This window comes from Pseudomonas sp. NPDC087336 (assembly GCF_044744285.1).
In the GTDB taxonomy this organism is placed as follows: Bacteria; Pseudomonadota; Gammaproteobacteria; order Pseudomonadales; family Pseudomonadaceae; genus Aquipseudomonas.
This window is the reverse complement of sequence record NZ_JBIUYA010000008.1, coordinates 116,017-137,735: the sequence shown is the minus strand read 5'-3', so window position 1 is coordinate 137,735 and position 21,719 is coordinate 116,017. Positions and strand designations below refer to the sequence as shown.

At 57.8% G+C, this 21,719-nt stretch carries 22 protein-coding genes; 14 read left to right on the top strand and 8 right to left on the bottom strand.

Annotated elements, in window-relative coordinates; all coding sequences use genetic code 11:
- Nucleotides 1-16: 16 nt before the first annotated feature.
- Nucleotides 17-919: a LysR family transcriptional regulator gene (locus ACIO0C_RS10385; protein ID WP_401311441.1), complete on the bottom strand. Its 903-nt coding sequence runs from the start codon at nucleotides 917-919 to the stop codon at nucleotides 17-19.
- Between the two features lie 166 nt (nucleotides 920-1,085).
- Here ACIO0C_RS10385 and ACIO0C_RS10380 point away from each other — a divergent pair, with 166 nt between their 5' ends.
- The 5 genes from ACIO0C_RS10380 (at nucleotide 1,086) to ACIO0C_RS10360 (ending at nucleotide 4,873) form a co-directional block, all read left to right on the top strand.
- A complete protein-coding gene (locus ACIO0C_RS10380) occupies nucleotides 1,086-1,283 on the top strand; it encodes a 4-oxalocrotonate tautomerase family protein (RefSeq protein WP_401311193.1) in 198 nt (65 codons plus the stop codon).
- Nucleotides 1,284-1,367: 84 nt separating this feature from the next.
- Nucleotides 1,368-1,721: a putative quinol monooxygenase gene (locus ACIO0C_RS10375; RefSeq protein ID WP_401311192.1), complete on the top strand. Its 354-nt coding sequence runs from the start codon at nucleotides 1,368-1,370 to the stop codon at nucleotides 1,719-1,721.
- 70 nt (nucleotides 1,722-1,791) lie between these two features.
- Nucleotides 1,792-2,406, top strand: coding sequence for a nitroreductase family protein (locus ACIO0C_RS10370; protein ID WP_401311190.1), 615 nt, complete (start codon nucleotides 1,792-1,794; stop codon nucleotides 2,404-2,406).
- A 91-nt stretch (nucleotides 2,407-2,497) separates the two neighbouring features.
- On the top strand, nucleotides 2,498-3,865 hold the full coding sequence (locus ACIO0C_RS10365) for an MFS transporter (protein WP_401311187.1): 1,368 nt from the start codon (nucleotides 2,498-2,500) through the stop codon (nucleotides 3,863-3,865).
- Between the two features lie 54 nt (nucleotides 3,866-3,919).
- On the top strand, nucleotides 3,920-4,873 hold the full coding sequence (locus tag ACIO0C_RS10360) for an alpha/beta fold hydrolase (protein ID WP_401311185.1): 954 nt from the start codon (nucleotides 3,920-3,922) through the stop codon (nucleotides 4,871-4,873).
- Nucleotides 4,874-4,900: 27 nt separating this feature from the next.
- On the opposite strand, the gene ACIO0C_RS10355 is transcribed toward ACIO0C_RS10360, so the two are convergent.
- The gene (locus ACIO0C_RS10355; RefSeq protein WP_401311182.1) at nucleotides 4,901-5,800 is read right to left on the bottom strand and encodes a LysR family transcriptional regulator; all 900 of its coding nucleotides are present in this window, start codon (nucleotides 5,798-5,800) and stop codon (nucleotides 4,901-4,903) included.
- A 113-nt stretch (nucleotides 5,801-5,913) separates the two neighbouring features.
- Between ACIO0C_RS10355 and ACIO0C_RS10350 the strand changes: the two genes are divergently transcribed.
- From ACIO0C_RS10350 to ACIO0C_RS10340, 3 genes are read left to right on the top strand one after another with little or no spacing between them, the layout of a single operon-like run.
- Nucleotides 5,914-6,741, top strand: coding sequence for a DODA-type extradiol aromatic ring-opening family dioxygenase (locus tag ACIO0C_RS10350; RefSeq protein ID WP_401311180.1), 828 nt, complete (start codon nucleotides 5,914-5,916; stop codon nucleotides 6,739-6,741).
- 6 nt (nucleotides 6,742-6,747) lie between these two features.
- On the top strand, nucleotides 6,748-7,419 hold the full coding sequence (locus ACIO0C_RS10345; protein WP_401311178.1) for an alpha/beta hydrolase: 672 nt from the start codon (nucleotides 6,748-6,750) through the stop codon (nucleotides 7,417-7,419).
- Between the two features lie 16 nt (nucleotides 7,420-7,435).
- Nucleotides 7,436-7,837, top strand: a complete 402-nt coding sequence (locus ACIO0C_RS10340; protein ID WP_401311175.1) for a DoxX family protein — start codon at nucleotides 7,436-7,438, stop codon at nucleotides 7,835-7,837.
- Nucleotides 7,838-7,914: 77 nt separating this feature from the next.
- On the opposite strand, the gene ACIO0C_RS10335 is transcribed toward ACIO0C_RS10340, so the two are convergent.
- Entirely contained in the window at nucleotides 7,915-8,796 is an 882-nt protein-coding gene (locus ACIO0C_RS10335) for a LysR family transcriptional regulator (RefSeq protein WP_401311438.1), read from the bottom strand.
- Nucleotides 8,797-8,954: 158 nt separating this feature from the next.
- Between ACIO0C_RS10335 and ACIO0C_RS10330 the strand changes: the two genes are divergently transcribed.
- From ACIO0C_RS10330 to ACIO0C_RS10310, 5 genes are read left to right on the top strand one after another with little or no spacing between them, the layout of a single operon-like run.
- Entirely contained in the window at nucleotides 8,955-9,971 is a 1,017-nt protein-coding gene (locus ACIO0C_RS10330; RefSeq protein ID WP_401311173.1) for an LLM class oxidoreductase, read from the top strand.
- On the top strand, nucleotides 9,968-10,768 hold the full coding sequence (locus tag ACIO0C_RS10325; RefSeq protein WP_401311171.1) for a sugar phosphate isomerase/epimerase family protein: 801 nt from the start codon (nucleotides 9,968-9,970) through the stop codon (nucleotides 10,766-10,768). Before ACIO0C_RS10330 ends, ACIO0C_RS10325 begins: the two co-directional genes overlap by 4 nt.
- Nucleotides 10,769-10,783: 15 nt before the next feature.
- The gene (locus ACIO0C_RS10320; protein WP_401311168.1) at nucleotides 10,784-11,590 is read left to right on the top strand and encodes a sugar phosphate isomerase/epimerase family protein; all 807 of its coding nucleotides are present in this window, start codon (nucleotides 10,784-10,786) and stop codon (nucleotides 11,588-11,590) included.
- 44 nt (nucleotides 11,591-11,634) lie between these two features.
- Entirely contained in the window at nucleotides 11,635-12,618 is a 984-nt protein-coding gene (locus ACIO0C_RS10315; RefSeq protein ID WP_401311166.1) for an LLM class flavin-dependent oxidoreductase, read from the top strand.
- 57 nt (nucleotides 12,619-12,675) lie between these two features.
- Nucleotides 12,676-13,785: an S-(hydroxymethyl)glutathione dehydrogenase/class III alcohol dehydrogenase gene (locus ACIO0C_RS10310; protein WP_401311163.1), complete on the top strand. Its 1,110-nt coding sequence runs from the start codon at nucleotides 12,676-12,678 to the stop codon at nucleotides 13,783-13,785.
- Between the two features lie 75 nt (nucleotides 13,786-13,860).
- Here the strand turns inward: ACIO0C_RS10310 and ACIO0C_RS10305 are convergent, their stop codons facing one another.
- The 5 genes from ACIO0C_RS10305 to ACIO0C_RS10285 form a co-directional block, all read right to left on the bottom strand.
- Entirely contained in the window at nucleotides 13,861-15,312 is a 1,452-nt protein-coding gene (locus tag ACIO0C_RS10305) for an aldehyde dehydrogenase (RefSeq protein WP_401311160.1), read from the bottom strand.
- A 27-nt stretch (nucleotides 15,313-15,339) separates the two neighbouring features.
- The gene (locus ACIO0C_RS10300; RefSeq protein WP_401311157.1) at nucleotides 15,340-16,485 is read right to left on the bottom strand and encodes an NAD(P)-dependent alcohol dehydrogenase; all 1,146 of its coding nucleotides are present in this window, start codon (nucleotides 16,483-16,485) and stop codon (nucleotides 15,340-15,342) included.
- 48 nt (nucleotides 16,486-16,533) lie between these two features.
- On the bottom strand, nucleotides 16,534-17,472 hold the full coding sequence (catA, locus tag ACIO0C_RS10295; RefSeq protein ID WP_401311155.1) for a catechol 1,2-dioxygenase: 939 nt from the start codon (nucleotides 17,470-17,472) through the stop codon (nucleotides 16,534-16,536).
- Between the two features lie 80 nt (nucleotides 17,473-17,552).
- A complete protein-coding gene (salA, locus tag ACIO0C_RS10290) occupies nucleotides 17,553-18,836 on the bottom strand; it encodes a salicylate 1-monooxygenase (protein WP_401311153.1) in 1,284 nt (427 codons plus the stop codon).
- A 176-nt stretch (nucleotides 18,837-19,012) separates the two neighbouring features.
- The gene (locus ACIO0C_RS10285) at nucleotides 19,013-20,353 is read right to left on the bottom strand and encodes an MFS transporter (protein ID WP_401311436.1); all 1,341 of its coding nucleotides are present in this window, start codon (nucleotides 20,351-20,353) and stop codon (nucleotides 19,013-19,015) included.
- 338 nt (nucleotides 20,354-20,691) lie between these two features.
- On the opposite strand from ACIO0C_RS10285, the gene ACIO0C_RS10280 reads away from it, so the two are divergent.
- Nucleotides 20,692-21,594: a LysR family transcriptional regulator gene (locus ACIO0C_RS10280; RefSeq protein WP_056856509.1), complete on the top strand. Its 903-nt coding sequence runs from the start codon at nucleotides 20,692-20,694 to the stop codon at nucleotides 21,592-21,594.
- The last annotated feature ends 125 nt before the right edge of the window (nucleotides 21,595-21,719 follow it).

Here is a 21,719-nt window from a genome sequence, read left to right as displayed (position 1 = left end):
CGCTTGTCAGACTGCATCACTGCCAATGCTCACAGAGCCTGACCAACTCATCGACCACATACCTGACCTTCGGTCGCAGGTGAGACACCTTCGGCCACACGGCATGCACATCGACAGCTTCGGGTTCATACCCTTGCAGAACCTCCACCAGCCTGCCCGCCTCGATATCGTCCTGGAAAAGGCTGCGTGGCATCTGGCACAAACCTGTGCCGGCGACCGCCGCGAGAATCATGGCTTCCCCATCGCCAATCTGATGAGTCGAAGGTGGCGCGTAACGTACGGTCTGCCCTGTCTGCATGACCCGCCACGACAGCGGCTGGCCGCGTCGATGCCCGACAATGCAACGGTGCTGGCTGAGGTCTTCCAGGGTCTGTGGGACGCCGAAGCGCATCAGATAGTCAGGGGAGGCACAAATGGCCCAGCGTTGTCGGGTCAGCCGCCGCGCCACCAGACCGCTGGTGTCTTGCAGTTCTCCAAAGCGAACCAGCAAATCAATGCCCTCCTCGAAGGGATCAACCAAGTGATCGGAGAACGTCAGGTTCAGTTGCAAAGCCGGGTACTTATTGGCGATCTCGAACAGCAATGGGGCCACGACCCGACGCCCGAATGCCACGGGAATATCGACACGCAAGCGTCCAGAGGGCTCACCACCACCGGGACCCAACCCGCTCTCTGCGGCCCCAATTTCTTCAAGGGCAGTAGAGCACGCCACGAAATACGCCTCACCATCCGCGGTCAGGGAAATGCGCCGCGTCGTGCGATGAAACAACTGTGTGCCCAAGCGTTCTTCCAAGCGCGCAATGGCTTTGCCAACAGCAGATTTTGACACCCCGAGGCGCTCGGCAGCCTGGGTGAAGCTGATCGAACGCGCCGCCACGACGAAGGTGATGACGCCTTGAAACGATTCGATAGGGACCATGCCGGCTCGCCGATTGTAGAGTTTTGATCTACCCAGATTATAGTTTTAGGCCGTTTATCGCCAGCAGACGCAACAGTAAGATGAGCTCCAGCAATACAACGGTGCAGTTCGCGATCGCACGGCGTGCACCTCCTCCCGATCATCAATGCCCAAAAAGGACATCATCATGCCCGTAGTACGTGTGAGCTGGTTCGAAGGTAAAGAACACGCGCAAAAAGCTGCTGTTGCCGCCGACATCACCGAAAGCATCGTTAAGCACACCGGTACGGATGCCAATTACATCTACGTCATTTTCGAGGACGTGGCGGCTTCGAATTGGGCTGGCGCCGGCAAGCTGTTCGGGGACGCCCCCGAAAAACCCTGACCCCACCGGCATCGAATGCATCGGCTTGGCCAGCGATGCATCCTCAACAGGCTTTTCAGGAAGCCACTGAAGCAAGGGCTACTCATGCACCCACATATTTCCTGCCTGTTCTCCCTAGCTGTAAAACCCGAAGCATTTGCAGAGTTCAAGACGCTGATCTCGAACATCGTCGCCGCCACCCGCACCGAGACCGGCACGCTGGTTTACGAGTACAGCGTCAACGAAGACAACAGCACCGTTCACATCCTCGAACGCTATAACGCCGACGCCATCGTCAGTCACGTAGACACCACCTTCGCCCCCTTCGGCAAACGTTTCCTTGAGTTGTGCACCATCAAAAGTCTGGTGGTCTACGGCACGCCGGATGCTGAAGTGCGCAAACGCCTGGATCCGTTCGGCGCGGTCTACATGACCCCTTTCGACGGCTTCAGTCGCTAAGTCCATTGACTGCGCACGCCGACGGTAACCGCCGTGGCTGCGCACACTCCCGCCCTGCACAGAGACCACCATGTCCGTTATTGCTGAAGTTATTAAGTCCCGAATTTCCGCCAACAGCTACGACACTGAACGTGAGTTGACCGACCAACAGGTCAGCGACCTGATCGATCTGGCTACGCACGCCCCTTCGGCCTTCAATCTCCAAAACTGGAAGTTCCTGGCCGTTCGCAGCAGTGAAGCCAAGGCACGGTTGCTGCCGCTGGCCTACGGCCAACAGAAAGTCATGGACGCCGCCGTGACCTTCATTGTCTGTGGCACCCTCAATCCCCATGAAACCCTGCCTTCAGCCCTGAAACCGACGCTGGACGCCGGCATTATCGACCAGTCGATCTACGACATGTGGCTGGGCGCCGCTCAAGGCATGTACCAGCAAAACCCGCAACTGCAACGCGATGAGGCAATCCGCTCGGGCTCGCTGGCGGCCATGACCCTGATGCTCGCTGCCAAAGGTCAAGGCCTTGTTTCGACGCCCATGATCGGCTTTGACCAATCGGCAGTGGCACAAGCGTTCGGCCTTTGCGCGACGGAGATCCCGGTGATGTTGATCACCGTTGGCTACCCTGGCTCGGCCAACTGGCCTCAAAAACCTCGTAAAGCTGTAAACGAAGTTCTGCAATTCGTATAAGCCTCGCAGCCAGCGAGAGCCCGGCACTCCCTGGCTCTAGCTGGCCGCTCATGATCGAAACGCGACTACAACATGCCTGGATTGTAAACCAGTGTCCGAACAACCCATCTCACCCACCGCGCTACGGGCGATTCTGATCGCTGCTTGCTTGGGATTCCTTGTCGTTCAACTCGATGTGAGTGTCGTCAACGTCGGCCTGGGTGCCCTCAAGAGCGCTTTCGGTGCTGACCTCACAGGCCTGCAGTGGGTCATCAACAGTTACGCGCTGCCCTTTTCTGCCTTGCTTATCCTGGGTGGGGCATGGGGCGACAAATGGGGGGCAAAATCCGTGTTTGCAGCGGGCTTCGCTCTCTTCACGCTCGCCTCCATTGGCTGTGGTCTCGCCGCCAACATGAACATGCTAATCACCATGCGTATCGTGCAGGGCATCGGAGCGGCTTTTCTGATACCGACATCACTCACCCTGATTCGCGTGTCATTCCATGACCCCGACGCGCGTCGTGCCGCTGTTGCACTTTGGGGCGCCTGTGGGGGTATCGCATTGGCTGCCGGTCCTGTGATTGGCGGTTTGATGATCGAGTACTTCGGCTGGCGAAGCGTATTTCTGCTGAATATTCCGATCGGCCTGCTGGCTGTCGGGCTGATTCTGCGCTTTGCCCCCGCCTCCCCTCGGGTTGACAAGTACGTCGATATGCCAGGGCAAATCAGTATTGCGATTTGCCTGGCGTCACTGACCTATGGCTTGACCGAATCAAGCGCCAAAGGCTGGGCAAGTGAAACACTCACCGCAATGGCCATTGCCGCGATTAGTGCGGTGGCATTTATCCTGATCGAGCGTCGAGTAAAACATCCAATGCTGCCCGCCCACCTGGCAAAGAACAAAGTGCTGGGAAGCATGGCGCTCGCAGGCGCTGCGATCAATTTGACGTTTTATGGGACGGTCTTTGTTTTCAGTATCTACTTTCAAACCTTTCTGCACTACGACGCATTCAAAACCGGGTTGTTGTTTATTCCGCTGACAGCGGTACTGACACTTTCCACGATGCTCTCATCAAGGTTCGCCCGGCGATTCAGTGCCACTCGCATTATCACGACGGGTTTCACGGTTCAGATCGTAGGGTTCATGGCACTCTCGCAAACTACTTCCAATAGCTCGCTCTGGTTGCTCAATGGTGCGTTGATGCTGGTTGGTATTGGCAGCGCCATGTCCGTACCGTTCATTACCAATTCAATGCTGTCATCGGTTACACAGCATGACGCGGGCATCGCATCCGGTCTGATGGCCTCCGCCCGGCAATTGGGCGGCGTAGTAGGAGTTGCTGTGTTTGGCACGATGATCGCTCATGCGGATAAAGCCGATTTTTCTGCCGGGCTATCCGGCGCGATGCTGTTTTCAGCGTTGGTCCTGGTGCTTTGCATCGCGGTCAATCTGTATACGGCCACTGCTCGGCGTCAATAAATCCTGGAGGGTACTGCCCTCCGCGCCATTTCTTCAACTGGATGGGATTGCACTTTGAAATACCCACTGACCAATCAATCGCTGCTCTCGCTGCTCGGCGAAGACTTTCACCTGCCCCATGAAATCCCTGGCCAACCGAATCGGGTTTCTGACTTTGAAGGCCTGAAACTCAACAGCTTTGTCGCCAGCGATGGGGTCAACCTCGCCTATTGGGAAGCCGGTACGGGTACACCGCTGATTTTCATCCCGGGCTGGTCAGCCAATGGCGCGTTGTATATTCACCTCATGCACATCCTCAGCCAGCACTACCATGTGTACGTGCTGGATGTCAGAAACCAGGGACTCTCCGAAAAGGTCGCCTTCGGCAACCGGATTTCGCGATATGCCATGGACGTGAAACAGTTTGCAGATCACCTGGGTGTGTCCCAAGCGGATTACTGCGGGTGGTCGATGGGCGCGTCGATCCTGTGGGCCTATATCGACCTGTTCGGTACACAAGGCATACGCACGCTGAGCATCATTGACCAGGCGCCCTCAGTTTATTGTCATGAAGACTGGACTGAACAGGAGCGACTGCAAGCCGGGGCGTTCACCACCTCGCCCGAGCGCATGATTGCGTCCTACGCCAAAGGAGCGCCCACTAACCAACTGATCAGCGCGACTCGCGTGCTGGAACGGGCCATTGCCCTGGACTCACCCTGGTTTCACAACGCCGTCAGTCTGGCTCAGGCCGTGGTCAAGGATGACATGGCGTTCATGGAGCGCGTGCTCTTCGATCACGTTACCAACGATTGGCGGGATGTCATCCAGTCAAAAATTGATATTCCTACCGCCATTTTCACCGGCGAATACAGCGACTGGCTGGACAGTCAACGCTGGATGAATTCCGTCGTTGCGGGATCTGCGCTGCATGTGTACACCAAGGCCGAACAGGGCGATCACTTCCTGGCGCTGAAGAATCCGGAAAAATTCTCAACCGACCTGCGAAGCTTTCTGGATAAGTATTGAGTCTGCCGCTGTCCGGCGTAGTGCTCTCTACTGCTCCCATTGAGGGTGGGCAAACCGCTCAGCAAGAAAATTGATCAGCACCCTGACCTTGGTCGCCAAGTGCTTGCGGGTGGGATAGACCACGTAGATGCCCAGCTCGACGCATTGGTACTCAGGCAGAATCTCGACCAGGTCCCCTTTGCGCAAATCGTCGGCCACCATGAAGCTGGGCTGCAAGGCAATGCCGCCCCCCGCCAAGGCAATACTGCGACAGGTATCGCCATTGTTGCAGCGAACAATCGGGCGGGTGCGCACACTTTCGCTGCCATCAGGGCCCGTGAACTGCCATTCATTGCCACTGGCGAAGTTGGTGTACGCAATCACTCCGTGCTCTACCAGGTCTGCCAACGTGCACACTTGAGGGTGGCTCGCCAGATAGTCGGGTGAAGCACACAGGCACATCCGCGTGCCCGCCAGTCTGCGCCCTATCAAGGAAGAGCTCTCCATGCGAGCAATACGAACAGCGGCGTCGAAGCCCTCCTCCACAAGATCCACCAGTCGATCGTTCAGACTGATGTCCAACTCGACGTTGGGATAAGCCTTCATGAAGTCGCCCCAAATGGGCGCCAAATGGAGCACACCGAAACTGACTGGTGCATTCACCCTCAGAACGCCACTGGGCTCCGGCGCGGTGGACGATACGGCCTCTTCGGCCTGATCCATGAGCGCCAGGACTTCACGCGCCTGGTGATAAAACTGACGCCCCTCCTCCGTCAATGAAAGCCGTCGGGTCGTGCGGTGCAGCAACCGCACGCCAAGTCGCTCTTCGAGGCCGCTCACGTAGCGAGAGATGGCCGCTTTAGACATACCCAGCGGTTCGGCAGCCCCAATAAAACTGCCTTTTTCGACCACGGTGCAGAAGACCTGCATCTCCAGCGCTCTGTCCATCATTGTCTCTGTAAGTGGAACTGTTAATCACATTTGGCCTTATTTATCTCAATATCTCAACCTATAAACTGAGGCCATTGAAACGCAGATCAAATCATTGAGGAGCAGTCACCATGAACACGTCGTTCCCCCTGCTATTTGTGTCTCATGGTGCTCCTATGTTCGCCATCGAGCCTGGTCTGGCCGGTCAACGTCTGGCCGAGATCGGTCGCGAACTGCCGCGACCTGATGCCATCGCCATTCTCTCCCCGCACTGGATGACCCGCGGCGAAGTCTGCGTTACCGCGAGTACCGCGCCCGAAACCATTCACGATTTCGGTGGGTTTCCCGACGCCTTGTACCAGTTGCGCTACCCGGCGCCAGGCGCTCCGGCCCTCGCCGCTCATATCGTGGGGCTGTTGCAGAATGCAGGATGGAGGTCCCGGCTTGACGCCCGTCGAGGTCTTGACCACGGCGCCTGGGTGCCTCTGCTGCATCTTGTCCCTGAGGCCGACATACCTGTCGTTCAGGTATCGATGCCTGCCGCTCTCGACACCTACCAAGCCTGGAATCTGGGCAAAGCCCTTGCGCCACTGCGCGACATGAACGTGCTGATCGTGGCTTCAGGAAGCCTGACCCATAACTTGTATGAGTTTCGGGGCGCTACCAGTCAGGGGGCTGACTACGTGAAGGATTTTGCCGCCTGGACCGCCCAAACCCTGAAGGCAGGGAACACCGATTTACTGTTGGACTACAGGCAGCACGCCCCATCTGCCGAACGTGCCCACCCGACTGACGAGCATTTTTTGCCGTTGCTCATCGCCCTTGGCGCGGCCGGCGAACACTATGAAACCCTTGTCCTTGAGGGCGGCGTGAGCTACGGAGTGTTGTCGATGGACAGCTACCTTTTTTCTCTAACCACAAGAATGGACCTGAATCCATTCAACTCAGTCAAGGCATGACAGACCATGGGTGACATGACATTTTCTGAAGCGGCACGCGAGCCACAAACGGGCCTGTTTTTCCGCAAAGGGAGCCGTACTGCGGCGCCCAAGGGTCGTCTGCTTTTACTGCATGGTGTGGGGTCAAACGAAGCGAATCTCGCCTCACTGGCCACATGGTTACCTCAAGAGCTGGAAGTGATCCTGCTGCGTGGTCCGCTGCAAGTCGGCCCACAGGGTTACGCCTGGTACCAGGTGACCTTCACCGGCAACGGCCCCTCTTTCAATCAAGAGCAAGCGGAGTCCAGCCGTCAACTGCTGCAGCGTTTCATCGACGCATTGCCACAGTTGCCGACCGTGATCGCCGGCTTCAGCCAGGGCGGCATCATGAGCGCGAGCCTTGGGCTCACCGAGCCTGAGCAGGTTGCCGGTTTCGCCATTTTGAGCGGCCGAATGCTGCGTGAACTTGACCCTCGGATCGCCTCTGCCGATCGGCTCAAGTCCGTCCGCGCGTTCATTGCCCATGGACATCAGGACAACGTCCTGCCTGTGGCCTGGGCGAAAGAAACGGACGCCTGGCTGGATCGAATCGGCGTTGTCCATGAAACGCACTTCTACGACATGGCCCACGAGATCGTCGCTGAAGAACTGGCGGACTTCTCGCAATGGCTGAACCACACACTGTCTCTCTCCAAGTAAAAAAAGGAATTGCACCATGATCGATTCACGTACCGCTCCGTATGCCGCACTCGTTATGCGCCTGGCCCTTGGCATCATGTTCATTGCTCACGGTCTGACCAAAGTGCTGGTGTTCACCCCCGCTGGCACCGCAGGTTTTTTTGAGTCTATTGGTTTCCCGGGTTTCCTGGCGTACCCGGTCATGGCCTTTGAAGTCATCGGCGGCTTGATGCTGGTGCTGGGTTTCTACGCACGCTGGGTGGCCGCTCTGGCGGTGGTTCAACTGTTCGTGGCCGCTACCGTCCACTTCGGTAATGGCTGGAGCTTCACCAACGCCAATGGCGGCTGGGAATATCCTGTCTACCTGGCGGCAACAGCTCTGGTTGTCGCGTTGCTGGGCGACGGCGCCATGGCGACAAAAGCATCCAGCAACGCGTAAGTGACTGCTGGCTCAACATCTGCCGACGCCCTGCCCCCAGCGCGTCGGCAGTTTGCGTTTGGCTCAACCGCAGGGAATCAAGTCAGCCGCGATGTCATGAAGCTGACGAAGGCCTTTATCTTGGGCAATGGCTGGCGACTGGATGGCCAGAGAATGGCAAAGGTGCGGTGGTCGCGAACGTAGCGATCCAGCACCGACACCAATCGTCCGTCAGCGATGGCGTCCTCGACAAAAAAATCAGGCAGGCAAGCGATTCCCTGCCCCGCCTCAGCCATTGCCAACAAAGGTTCAATCGCGTTGGCAGTCGCCGACTGTCCCGGTTCAACACTGGCCTGCCCCTTTTTTGCCACCAGAGGCCAGGCGTCGAGTTTACCGCTGGTGGGGTATCGGTAACGCAGGCATGAATGGCTGGAGAGTTCCGATGGCCGGGAAGGCACACCCCTTTGTGAAAGATAGTCTGGTGACGCCACCAGGCGATGACTGTAGCCGTTGAGCTTGCGCATCATCAGCCGCGAGTCTTCAACCTCACCAATACGCATCACGGCATCGAAACCCTCTTCGATCACGTTGACCAATCGATCACTGAACTCCAGCTCCAGCTCTACTTCGGGATAGGCCTGCTGAAACGCAATCAAGTGAGGCATCAACCTCATCCCCAGCTGTGGCAAACCAAGGCGCAACTTCCCCTGGGGTTTACCGGCCGCCTGCGTGAGCTCCCGCTTGGCAACCTCGTACTCGGCAAAAATTCGATGGCAGCGTTCCAGGAACAGGCTGCCCTCGGATGTCAGGGTGATGGCGCGCGTAGACCGGTGAAACAGCCTTACACCCAGCTCTTCCTCCAGCCGGGCAACCGCCTTGCCAACGGCCGAAGAAGACACCCCGGTCCGGCGTCCGGCTTCGGTAAAACTGCGCGTTTGCGCTGCATGAACAAACGCATTGAGCGCTCCAAAATGATCCATGGCCACCTCAGCCTATTTGAGCCTTTTATTCGCAAATGATCGGAACTGCATCCTGTTTTTCTTTCTCATCATACAACTTATAGTCACCGCCATCGTGACTTCTCGCTGCTCTATCGCACGGCGTAGTTACCTTCATCTGACTAAACGAGAAACTTCGAATGACTTCGATGCCTTGCCCCTATGAACTTGCGCCGGAGCTCAAGCAACACCCCGGCTTCGCGCGCGTTTTCCAACCCGGCCATTTGACCTTCGGTTTTATTGCACCGCTGGAAAGCTATCCCGATAGCCCGGGCCCGACCCTGCAGGATCACGCGCAATTAGCTCATAAGGTTGACGAAGCGGGGTTTTCCGCCATTTGGCTACGGGACGTGCCCTTCTACGATCCGAACTTCGGTGACGTGGGGCAAATACTTGATCCATTGGTCTATGCCGGCTTCCTCGCTGCCGTCACCAAGCAGATAGCCATCGGTACTGCCGGCATTGTCCTGCCCCTGCGCGATCCGTTGATTGTTGCCAAGCAGGCCGCGAGTATCGATCAACTGCTGGGGGGACGATTTATTCTGGGCCTGGCCACAGGCGATCGGCCGGTGGAATACCCTGCCTTTGGACTCGACTTCGACAATCGCGCAGAGCGTTTCCGTGATGCGCTAGCAATCATTCGCGCCGCTTCGGAAACACACTGGGCCGTGCACCCGTCTCGGTTTTATGGCCAGTTGAATGGAGACATCGACCTCGTTCCCAAACCAGTGGGCTCACGCCTGCCAACCATTATCATTGGTCAAGCCGGCCAGTCGTTTGAGTGGGTTGGCAAAAACAGTGACGGCATCCTCTCCTACATTTCCAATCCAGCCTTGATTCCCCAGATCATCGAGCGGTGGCGTGCAGCCTGCGGCGACAACGTCTACAAGCCCTATGGCTACGGCACTCTGTTCGACCTGGACCGAGATCCGAACCATCCCCTCCAGGCGGGGCGCGTGCTGCGTGCCGGACGAAACGCACTGATCGAACACTGGAAACGTCAGCAGGATCAGGGCGTCAGTCACGTTGCCCTGCACTTCAAACCGCAACGACGCCACGCTTCGGAAGTCATCGACGAGCTAGGCGAATACCTCTTGCCGCACTTTCCAAGTGCGTCCTTACCCGCCAAACCAACTACAGCGCAGACCCACTCATGAATCGTCCTTTGCATCACATGGATTTCATTTTTCAGACGGCCTTGGGGACCTATCCCCTGGCGGCGCAGTGCGAGATGCTCGCCGAGCTTGGCTACCAGGGATTGACGATGTCTGCCTGGAGTAACGACCTGAAGTCGATCGCCCAGGTCAAACCCACCTGGGGCCTGGACGTGGGTGCGGTCTACCTGATCTATCGCAGGGGCCTGGAATCATTTGTGACCAACCTGTTCGAGACTATCGAGGGCTGCACCACAATCGAACTGGCCCTGCATTCCGGCGACGAAGTCACCAACTTCGACCGCCAAATGATCCAGCGCCTACTCCCGATCTGCGAACGCCGAGGCCTGGAGATCAGCCTGTATCCGCACGCCCGCTACGGCATGCAGACGACCACCGAGGCAGTGGCCCTTTGCAGGGAGTTCAACCATCCGCGGCTCAACATCGTGTTCAACGGGTATCACTGGTACGCGACTGAAGAACAGGCTCTGGAGCAGCGCCTTGACGCGATGTGGCCCTGGCTGAAACAGGTGAACATTGCCGGTACTCGGCGCTCCCCGCTCGGATGGGGCGGCCTGGCCACCATCGAACCGCTCGACGAGGGGGAAATGGATAACTTCGTGCTGTTGGGCGCGCTCGAACGGCGTGGCTTTGACGGGCGGTTTGGCGTGCTCGGCTGGGAGAGCATGGGCGGCGATGTCTACGGCAACCTTCGCCGATCGGTCACCGCCTTCCGGTCCATGGAACAACGATTGGCCGCCCACCCAGAGTGGGCCGTCTTGACCGACTCGCCCCGCTGAGCCAGGAGATAAATCATGGCTCATCGCATCCATGCACTCGATTCCTTCTTCTACTCGTCGATGGGCGTATACGCCTTTCAGACACAGTGCGAAATGTTGGCCGAGATCGGCTACGACGGCATCACTGTCGCCGCCTGGGGCGGCACACCACTGACTGACCTAAGCCTGTTGCCCAGCGTCCGGGAAAACCATGGCCTGCACATCGAAGGCCTTTACCTGGTGCTACACGAGGGGCGCAATGATGCCCTGGTACGGCGCATCGTCGAAACCGTCGAGGGTGTAGAGCTGATCGAGTTGGCGATTCAGACCACTGTCAATGGCGCCCAAGCCATTCTGCGGTTTATCGAGTCGTTGCTGCCCATTGCCGAGCGGCGCGGATTACGGATCGCCTTGTATCCGCATCTTCATCATGTCACCCAGACCACTACGCAAGTCGTGCAGATTTGCGAGCTCTTCGCTCACCCACGCCTGGGGGCCTCGTTCAATGGGTATCACTGGTACGCCAGCCAGGAAGGCGAATTGGAGCGGCGCCTTGCAGCAATGAAACCCTGGCTCATGCAAGTGGTGACCTCCGGCAGTGCACTTTCGCAGTTGGGCTGGGGCGGCGTGGCGACCATGGAGCCAGTCGACCGCGGGGAGATGGACAACTTCGCCCTGATCGCCGCACTGAATCGCGTGGGGTACACCGGCAGCATCGGCGTGCTCGGCTGGGACTACGGGGGTGACATTTACCTCAAGCTCCAGCGCTGCCTGGCGACGCTACGTGAAATCGATCAACGCCTGGAGCGCCATCCGTCCTGGTCAGAGTTCCCACTGAAGTAGCGGATTGCTGCGTCACAAACCTCACCTTCAAAACGGAATATGCAATGACAGCCCTTTCTGTGCTTGACCTCATGATGATCGGTGAAGGAAAAACCTTCGCCCACACGCTTGATGACGCCGCAACTCTTGCGCGACACGTGGAAGCCCACGGCTACAAACGCTACTGGATCGCCGAACACCACGACCTGCCGGGTATTGCCTCTTCGGCGACCGCCTTGCTCATTCAGCATCTCGCTGCGGCAACCAGCATCCTGCGTATCGGTTCCGGTGGAATCATGCTACCCAACCACTCGCCTCTGATAGTGGCGGAGCAGTTCGGGACATTGAATACCTTGTTTCCCGGTCGCATCGATTTGGGCATTGGCAGAGCACCAGGGTCTGCAGGGCTGGCTATTCGCGCCATGCGCGGTGATGCTTCCGAGCGAGACTTTGCCCAGGATATCCAGCAATTGACGGACTACCTGGCGGACAACGGAAATCAGCCGGTGCGTGCGATCCCTGAGACCCATGACGTTCCGCTATGGCTGTTGGGTTCGAGTCTCAACAGTGCGGATCTCGCTGCAAAAATGGGGCTCCCCTACGCCTTCGCTTCACATTTCGCGCCTCGATTCCTGATGCAGGCCATCGCGCACTATCGCGCCTCGTTCCGGCCCTCGATGTTGCTTGACCGCCCCTATGTCATCGCTGGCGCCAATGTCTTCGCGGCCCCCTCACGCGCCGAAGCTGAGTATCTGGCGAGTTCGCACCGTCATTGGGTAAGCAATTTGTATGCGGGAAAAGCAGGTGCTCTGCCGCGCCCGCAAGAGGGTTTTGTGGAAAGGCTCGCCGACGTGGATCGCCACAACCTGGCTCAGGCCATGGCTTGCACCGCGGTAGGCGACCAAGATGATGTCGGAAGTTGGCTGCGCCAGTTCATCGCGACCACCGAGGCAGACGAGATCATAATCGATGCGCGGATTTATGATCCCCAAGCACGCTCCCGCTCCTATCAACTGGCGGCTGAATCCATTGCCGACCTGCTTAACTGAGGGCTCCTTTTTATGGAGGCAACCTCAAACCAGCATTATCACTTGGAGTAATATTTTATGAAATCTCGTGCCGCCGTTGCATTTGAGCCAGGCAAGCCACTTCAAATTGTCGAGATCGACGTCGCACCACCGCGCGCTGGCGAAGTGTTGATCAGGATCACGGACACCGGTGTATGCCATACCGATGCCTTCACATTATCGGGTGATGACCCTGAAGGGCTGTTCCCCGTGGTACTGGGTCACGAAGGTGCCGGGGTAGTGGTTGAAGTCGGTGAAGGCGTAACGAGTTTGAAGCCTGGTGACCACGTCATCCCCCTCTACACCGCCGAATGCGGCGAATGTCTGTTCTGCAAATCCGGCAAGACCAATCTTTGCGTCGCGGTCCGTGAGACCCAAGGTAAAGGTCTGATGCCAGATGGCACCACTCGTTTTTCCTACAACGGCCAGCCTCTTTACCACTATATGGGCTGCTCCACCTTTAGCGAGTACACGGTTGTCGCTGAAGTCTCTGTCGCGAAGATCAATCCTGAAGCTAACCATGAGCACGTGTGCCTGCTCGGGTGCGGCGTAACCACAGGGATTGGCGCAGTACATAACACTGCGAAAGTGCAACCTGGTGATACCGTTGCGGTGTTCGGACTCGGCGGTATTGGTCTGGCTGTGATTCAAGGCGCACGCCAGGCCAAAGCTGGACGCATCATTGCCATTGATACCAATCCTGGGAAATTTGATCTCGCCAGATCTTTCGGAGCCACTGACTGCATCAACCCGAAGGATCACGAAAAGCCTATTCAGCAAGTCATCATCGAAGCGACGGGCTGGGGTGTTGATCACTCATTCGAATGTATCGGTAATGTGCATGTCATGCGCGCCGCGCTGGAAAGTGCGCATCGTGGATGGGGTCAGTCGATCGTTATCGGCGTCGCCGGCGCGGGCCAGGAAATTTCTACCCGCCCCTTCCAGCTCGTGACGGGTCGCACATGGAAAGGCTCCGCCTTCGGCGGCGTCAAGGGCCGCAGCCAACTGCCAAAAATGGTCGAGGACGCGATGAATGGAGAGATCGAGCTTGCGCCGTTTGTGACGCACACCATGCCATTGGAGCGCATCAATGAAGCGTTCGACTTGATGCATGAAGGCAAGTCGATCCGCACCGTCATCAAGTACTAAAGGACGCGCCTGGGGTGACAGTTCCAGACGTCCCGAGCGGCAGAAAAACCGGCGCATTACGCGCCGGTTTCACACTTAGAAGGGATAAGGCTGGTTGGAGGGTTCAACCGTGACCCACTTGACCTCGGTAAACTCCTCGATGACCGCGCTGCCATCGAAGCGTCCGTAGCCGCTTTTCTTCATTCCGCCGTAAGGGGCCTGCGGTTCGTTTTGTACGGTGGCGCCATTGATGTGTACGCAGCCTGCATCCAGTCGGCCCGCCAACTCCAATGCCCGTGTCACATCGCGACTGAAGATTGAAGAGGAAAGTCCGTAGGCGGTGTCGTTGGCGACCTCGAGCGCTTGCTCGGCACCCTTCACCCGTACGATCGTTGTAACGGGCCCAAAGGTCTCTTCGTCGTAAATCGACATCTCACGGGTAACCCGATCGACCAGTGTCGGGCCCATCAGAGCATTTTCCGCCAGGCCACCAGCCACGATGTCAGCGCCCTTGCCGATGGCGTCATCGAGTAAATGATTGATCCGTTGTACCGAGCCCTGGCCGATCATCGGACCAATCACGCAACTTGGCGACGTCGATGGAACGCCCGTTTCCAGCGACCTCACGCGCTCCGCAAAACGAGAAACGAATTGCTCGGCAACCGCTTCATCGACCACGAAACGCTCGGTCGACATGCAGATTTGACCCTGATAAAGGAACGCTCCGAAAACGGCCGCGTTGACTGCTCCGTCGATATCCGCATCGTCCAGAACAATAAAAGGTGCTTTACCACCCAGTTCCAGGAGGCAGCGCTTGAGATGACTGGCGCACGTCTGGGCGATCATGCGGCCAACCTTGGTCGAGCCGGTGAAATTAACTCGACGCACAACGTCATGAGCGACCAGTGCTTCCGTCACAGCAGATGCGTCTTCTGGCGCGCTGATCAGAAAGTTCAATACCCCCGCCGGCAAACCGGCATCGTAAAAGGCTTCGGCCAGCAACGCATGCGTACGTGGGCTGCTTTCAGAGCCCTTGAAGATCACCGTATTGCCACACGCCAGTGGGTAGGCGATAGCCCGTGCGCCGAGAATGACCGGCCCGTTCCAAGGCACGATGCTCAGTACCGCGCCCACCGGTTGGCGCAACGTCATCGACAGTGCACCGGGCTTGTCGGTAGGTATGGTTTCGCCTTTGATTTGTGTGGTCAGGGCCGCGGCTTCACGCAGCAGGTTGGCCGATGCGCCCACGTTGAATTGTGCCCAGAGTTGCGAAGCGCCAATCTCTTCGGCCATGACCGAGCAGAACTGCGTCATTTTCGATTCCAGGGCATCGGCTGCCGCGAGCAGTATGCGACGGCGTTCGGTTGGGCCGGTTTTTGACCATGTCCGGAAGGCGCGTTGGGAAGACTCGGCAGCACGGATGGCGTCCTCGACGCTGCAGGCTGCACCTACGCTCACGGTCGCGGCACTGAGCGGGTCGATACGCTGGAAAGTCTTGCCATTGGAGGCGTCGAGCTTTTGATTGTCTATTACGATTTGAACGGTCATTGCTGGTTCCTTGGGAGACCGAAAAAGTTAGACCGAAGCAGGGACTGGCATGCGAAGAATCGGTTTGATGGTGACACCGCGCTCGCTATCGGCCATCGCCTGGTTCACCTCATCGAACTCATAAAACTTGCATAGCTTGTCGAAGGGGAATCGGCCCTGCAGGAAGAGATCAACCAGCTTCGGAATAAAGGCATTGGCAACGACATCGCCTTGCACGATGCCCATGATCCGTTTGCCGGGAATCATCACGTCGTTGATATTGAAGGCAACCTCGGTACCCACTTTGGTAGCGCCGACGATGCCACAGGTGCCGAGCGTGGTGACTGAGTCGATCGCCTGGCGCAATACCTCGCAGCGACCGGAGCATTCAAGGCTGTAATTGACACCGCCCTGGGTGATGGCCTGAATGCGTTGAACCGGATCCTCTTCGCGACTATTGATGACATGGGTCGCTCCCAGTTCGAGAGCCAGTTCCAGTCGACTCGCAGTGACGTCCACAGCAATGATGGTCGTAGCGCCAGCGACCTTCGCCGCCATTACCGCTGCCAGTCCGACCGCACCTGCACCAAAGGCGGCGAAGCTCGATCCTGCCTCAACCTTGAGAGCGTTGAGAACTGATCCTGCGCCCGTCTGAATGCCACAACCCAGCGGCCCCAAGAGTTCCAATGGTGCCTGCTTTGGGACTTTGACGACGTTGCGCTCATTGGCGATCGTGTAAGTGGAAAATGAGGATTGGCCAAAGAAATGGTCGTGGATGGCGTGGTCGTTGCCACATGAGCAAGCGGAGGTACTGCCATCGAGTCGGCCACCACCAAAGTTCAGCGGGTGCATGTGCGTACAATGTGCCGGGTGACCTGTTTCGCAAGGCAGGCAAAGACCGCATGACATGTACGTCATGACCACGTGATCGCCCGGTTGCACCGTGGTGACAGCAGAACCGACCGCATCGACGACACCGGCACCTTCATGACCGAGAATGATCGGCAGTGGTGTGGGAAACAGCTGATCACGCACCACCATGTCAGTGTGGCAAACACCTGTTGCGACCACGCGCACTCGCACTTCGGTTGGACGAGGAGCCTCGAGAAGGACATCCTCAATTTGCAATGGGGCTCCCGAGGTGCGCAGTACTGCGGCACGGATGTTCATCGATTGTGCATCGGTCCGGGACATCGTTGTCTCCTTGATGTGGTTCGTCAAAGCCGAGAAAACGTCGGTTTGTCAGGCAGACTGCAACGCTCGCGGGCGTTGGCTGCGATGGGTTGCTTGTTCGCTGGTGGCCGGACGCAGGCTGAAATTGAAAGTCATCTCGGCAAAGCGCCCTGCCACACCCATGGCTGCGGCTCGTTCCTCGTCTTCCACAAAGCGAACTTCGCCAATCAGCCCGTCACGAGTCGCGTAGGCGAAGTCGTCCCACAGGTACTTGTCATTCGACAGATTGATCTGGGTGGTCAGATGTTCATGCCCAGGGGCAGAAATGAAGAAGTGGATATGCGCGGGTCGCTGACCGTGGCGGCCCAAGTGATCGAGGCATTCCTGAGTCGGGCCGGCTGGATCGCAACCGTAGCCCGAAGGCACGATGCTGCGAGCCCGGTAGCAACCATTGGCGTCCGTGAGAATCCGGCGACGCAAGTTGAATTCAGACTGGCTCTTGTCGAAGTAGGAGTAGTTGCCCTGGGTGTTGGCTTGCCACAAATCCACGGTGGCGCCGGCGATCGGCCGACCGTTCAAGTCGGTTACGCGACCCTCCAGGAACATCACCGTTGCGGTGCCGTCCTCGCTCCCATCATCCATGCGAGCCTCGTACTCACTCAGCGGAGCCCCTGCTACATACAGCGGGCCTTCAATGGTGCGTGGCGTGCCGCCGGTCCGACCCGCTTCGGCGTCCCTGGCATCGGCCAGCAGATCAAGGAAATGCTCGATGCCAAGTCCGGCGACCAGCAAACCGGCTTCGTTTCTGGCGCCAAGACGGTTGACGTAGTCCACCGCCCCCCAGAACTCATCGTCGCTGATCTGCAGATCTTCGATCACTCGGGCGACTTCCTGCAGCAACCGCAAAACGATCTGTTTGCGGCGTGGATCGCCTTCGTTGTTGTCCAGCCCCGATGCTTCTCGGAAGAATTGCTGCAATTGCGGCAGTTGCGAAATTGTCACTGTCATCTTGGTTCACCCGATCTTATTGGTATTCACCGACGAAGTGAGCCGCTGGGTGCTCCCTCCGTGCGTGGTGGTTCAAAGCATTACGCGACTGCTCGCCAGCCCAACTGAGCACGAGCCTCTTGAAGGTCGGACTGCATGTCGTGATTCCACAGCCAGTCGAAACGCTCGGCGAGGGTTTTGCCCAGCAGTTGTTCGTCATCGGCCACGGCCGGATCACGCAGTTCATACAGCTCCCCGGCTTCCCAGGAGGTGCGCTGTACACGGCAGGCGCGGGGACGACGAATGGCGTCGTAAGCCGCGAGCACCGCTTGCGGCTGGCTGTCCAGGACCTGCGGATCGGCCAGCAATCGCGCCAGAAGCCAAGCATCTTCCAGGCCCTGACCTGCTCCAGCGCCCTGGTGTGGCAACATCGCATGCGCAGCATCGCCGATCAGACCCACGCGGCCGTGCACGTAACCTGGCAACTCATCGAGTTCATGCAGCGCCCAAAGGGTGGGGGATGGAATGCATTCGAGCAGCACCCGAGCAGCGTCTCCCCAATGGTTGAAGGCACAGAGCATTTCTTCCTGGCTGGCATTGCGTACCCACGGAGCATCGCTTGGCCAGGTTGGATCAGGACGACTGCGATCGGAAATGAAGGCTACAACGTTGATAAGCCGGCCTTGTTTGACGGGGAAAGTGAGGATATGTGCATCCAGCCCCAGGTACATCTGCGGGACGTCGATCAAGTGTTCATCGACACCCCGGGCCCGGTAGGCCGCGCGCAGCTGTTGGCTGTCGATCATCCCGCGATAGGCGCAGGTACCACTGAAACGCGGCGCCACCAGGGGTTGGCCAAGACCGTTGAGCACATGGTCACGAATCGATGACTTGATACCGTCGGCGGCGATCAACAGGTCGCAGCGATACTCAGTGCCATCGGTGAAAACAACGCGAGCCTGTTCGGCATCCTGTTCCACGCTGACGGCACGCTTGCCGAACTGGGCAATCCCTTCGGGCAACTGGCTGGCCAGCGCATCGAGGAAGTCAGCACGGTGTACCGAAGACTGCCCTACCCCTTCGGCCAGGCTTGCGCCCAGATACCCGGCATCTTCACCCCGACGCCATTCGAACCAGATGTCCTGCCAGGGGTCTTGGGTTTGGTCGGCAATCTTGCGGTAGGGTTCGGCAATACCCAGTCCAGCGATGGCGCGAACGGCATTGGCGCCGAAGGAGACACCCGCTCCGACCTCGCCAAAGGCAGGCGCAGCTTCGAACAATTGCACGCTCAGGTGGGAGTGACGGCACAGGTCCAGGGCCAGGGCCACGCCGGCAATACCGCCGCCGACAATACCGATCTGCAGTTTGGATTGAGAAGTACGCATAGCAAGTTACCCATAAGGCTGATTGTTGTTGGAGTAAGCAAATCATCGCCATCTGAGCGCTATTGATAAATACCGCGACCCACATACATCCCATCATAGATGTGAATAATACTTCGCGGGACGAGCGCTCATTGGCCAGGCGAGCCCTTCCTTGAGATCGCCTGATTCGGCCATCGTTATTGCGACACGGTTTGCCTGGACGAGGCGGCCTGACGGCCTGGAGAGTTCTGGATGAGAAACACCAGAATGGCCACGGCCCCTATCAGGCCTGGGACTGCGAAGATGAGAAAACTCGCCTGCAGAGGAAGAGACGACGCGTGCAACGCGCCGCCCAGCAATGGACCGATGATGGCTCCGGTGCGACCGACGCCCATCGCCCAACCAAGCCCGGTAGAGCGTATGTGCGCAGGGTAATACTGCACGGTGCAAGCGTTGGCCAGGATCTGCGTACCAATGGTGCATGCCCCGGCGATGGCGATAAGCAGATAAAGAACGGGTAACGGCGCCTTGAGCGCCAACAGGCTCAGGGCTAACGCTCCACAACTGAAAAACGCGAACAAGACCTTGGCGATCCCAATGCGGTCACCCAGCCACCCACCGACCACTGCGCCTATAATTGCGCCGACGTTTAGTGCCAGCAGAAACGCCAGGCTGGAGTTCAATCCATAGCCTGCGGCCGTCATGAGTTTCGGCAGCCAGGAACTCAGCGCGTAAACCATCAGCAAACAACAGAAAAACGCCAGCCACAGCATGAAAGTGTTCACCTTGCGCCCGTCCTGGAACAGCTGCGCAATCGACACTTTCGTGCCTTTGGCGACCATCTGGTTCAACTGGTCATTGGGAGTGGGTACGTAAGACGGCTCCGCTTGTGCCAATAGATTTTGAGCCTTCACGGACTGCCCGGTGCGCAGTAGAAAATCCATCGACTCCGGCAGTTGGCGTATTAACAAAGGCAAGGCCAACAGAGGTATCAGCGCTACATAGAAGACGGATTGCCATCCCCATTGCGGGATCAGCACCATGCCCAGGCCCGCCGATAGCATTCCGCCCAACGAGTAGCCGCTGAACATGATCGCCACCAGGGTGCTCCGGGATTTCTTTGGCGCGTACTCGTTCATCAACGCCACAACGTTGGGCATCACCCCACCGATCCCAAGACCGGCGATAAACCGGCACAACGCAAACGCCTCGGGGCTTTGCGCCAAGCCGTTGATCGCTGTGACGCCGCTGAAGATGGCGACACACATCATGATGGTTTTACGTCGACCTATACGGTCGGACAGTGAACCGAAAAACAACGCCCCCAGCATCATGCCCACCAGCGCGCAGCTGCCCAGCGCACCCGCCTGCAACGAACTGAGGCCCCACTCGGCCATCAATGAGGGCAACACGACCCCATAGATGACGAGATCGTATCCGTCGAAAATGATGATCAACGCGCACCAGAACAGCACGCGCGCATGGAAGGCATTAAATCGTGCCCCGTCGATCAGGGCTGATGCATCTATCGTACGCATGGCTTCGCTCTTCTTGTCATTGTTATAGAGCCGGAGGATCTGACGCCTCCGGTTATTGCACGTGCCTAAGGGTGAAATGCAGATGCGCTCATACCCGGGCATGGACTCGATCATGGGCAAACCCACAATCGTGATAAATGCAGTGAGTCGAATACCCGCTATTTCGAACGTGAATAAAGATCGAGGGCGAGCAGAAGCCCCGTATATCTCGCGATGGACGCGGCCGTATGGCACTTGTTAGGCTTTGGAGTCTTGCAGCGGCGATTTCAGAGCGGTGCAGACCCAATAATGGGCAAAGATCTATTGCCCTCCTGAGCGCGCAATCTGCACGAGGCGTTATGGAATTACGTGAGCTTGACCTCAATCTTCTGCTGGTATTCAACCAACTGCTGGTTGACAGGCGGGTATCGACCGCGGCGGATAATCTCGATCTGACCCAGCCCGCAGTCAGCAACGCGTTGAAACGCCTGCGTGTCACCTTGAACGACGAGCTTTTCGTGCGCACTTACCAGGGAATGGAGCCCACGCCTTATGCCCGGCAGTTGGCCGAACCCGTGGCACTGGCGATTCAGACCTTACGCGACGCACTGAGCCGACAGGACACGTTCGATCCGCTCAACAGCAATCGCAGATTTACCATGGCAATGACCGATATTGGCGAAATCTACTTCATGCCACGGCTGATGGACGCGCTGGCTGAACGCGCGCCAGGGTGCTCAATCAGCACATTGCGCAACACTTCCGATACCCTGGCCGAAGGGTTGCAAAACGGTGCGATCGACCTCGCCGTTGGATTACTGCCACACCTGCAAGCCGGTTTTTTTCAGCAGCGCCTGTTTCACCATCGCTACGTCTGCATGTGCCGTAAGGATCACCCCGCAACCCGGGAACCGTTAACGCTTGAGCGTTTTTGCAGTTATGAGCACGTTCGCGTCGTAGCGGCGAACACCGGACACGGAGAAGTCGATACGTTTCTGGCGCGGGCCGGTATCGAACGGAACATACGCCTGGAAGTCCCCCATTTCGTTGCGGTTGGCCACATCCTTCAACGCACCAACTTAGTGGCAACAGTGCCTGAGCGATTCGCCAGCAGTTGCGAACAACCCTTTGGCCTCGCGGTTCTACCGACGCCTGTGGAATTGCCGAACATCGAAATCAACCTGTTCTGGCACGCACGCTATAACAAAGACCCCGCCAATCGTTGGCTTCGCCAGCTGATGTTCGAGTTGTTTTCGGACTAAGCCACCTGAACAAGTATCGCTACGACGCCAAGGCAGGATTCTTCAACGCCTCGGCATGAATGTTCAATACTCATGCCGGCGCTCATTCCATGCTTGAACCTCAAACAAAAAAAATAATGAGGAGA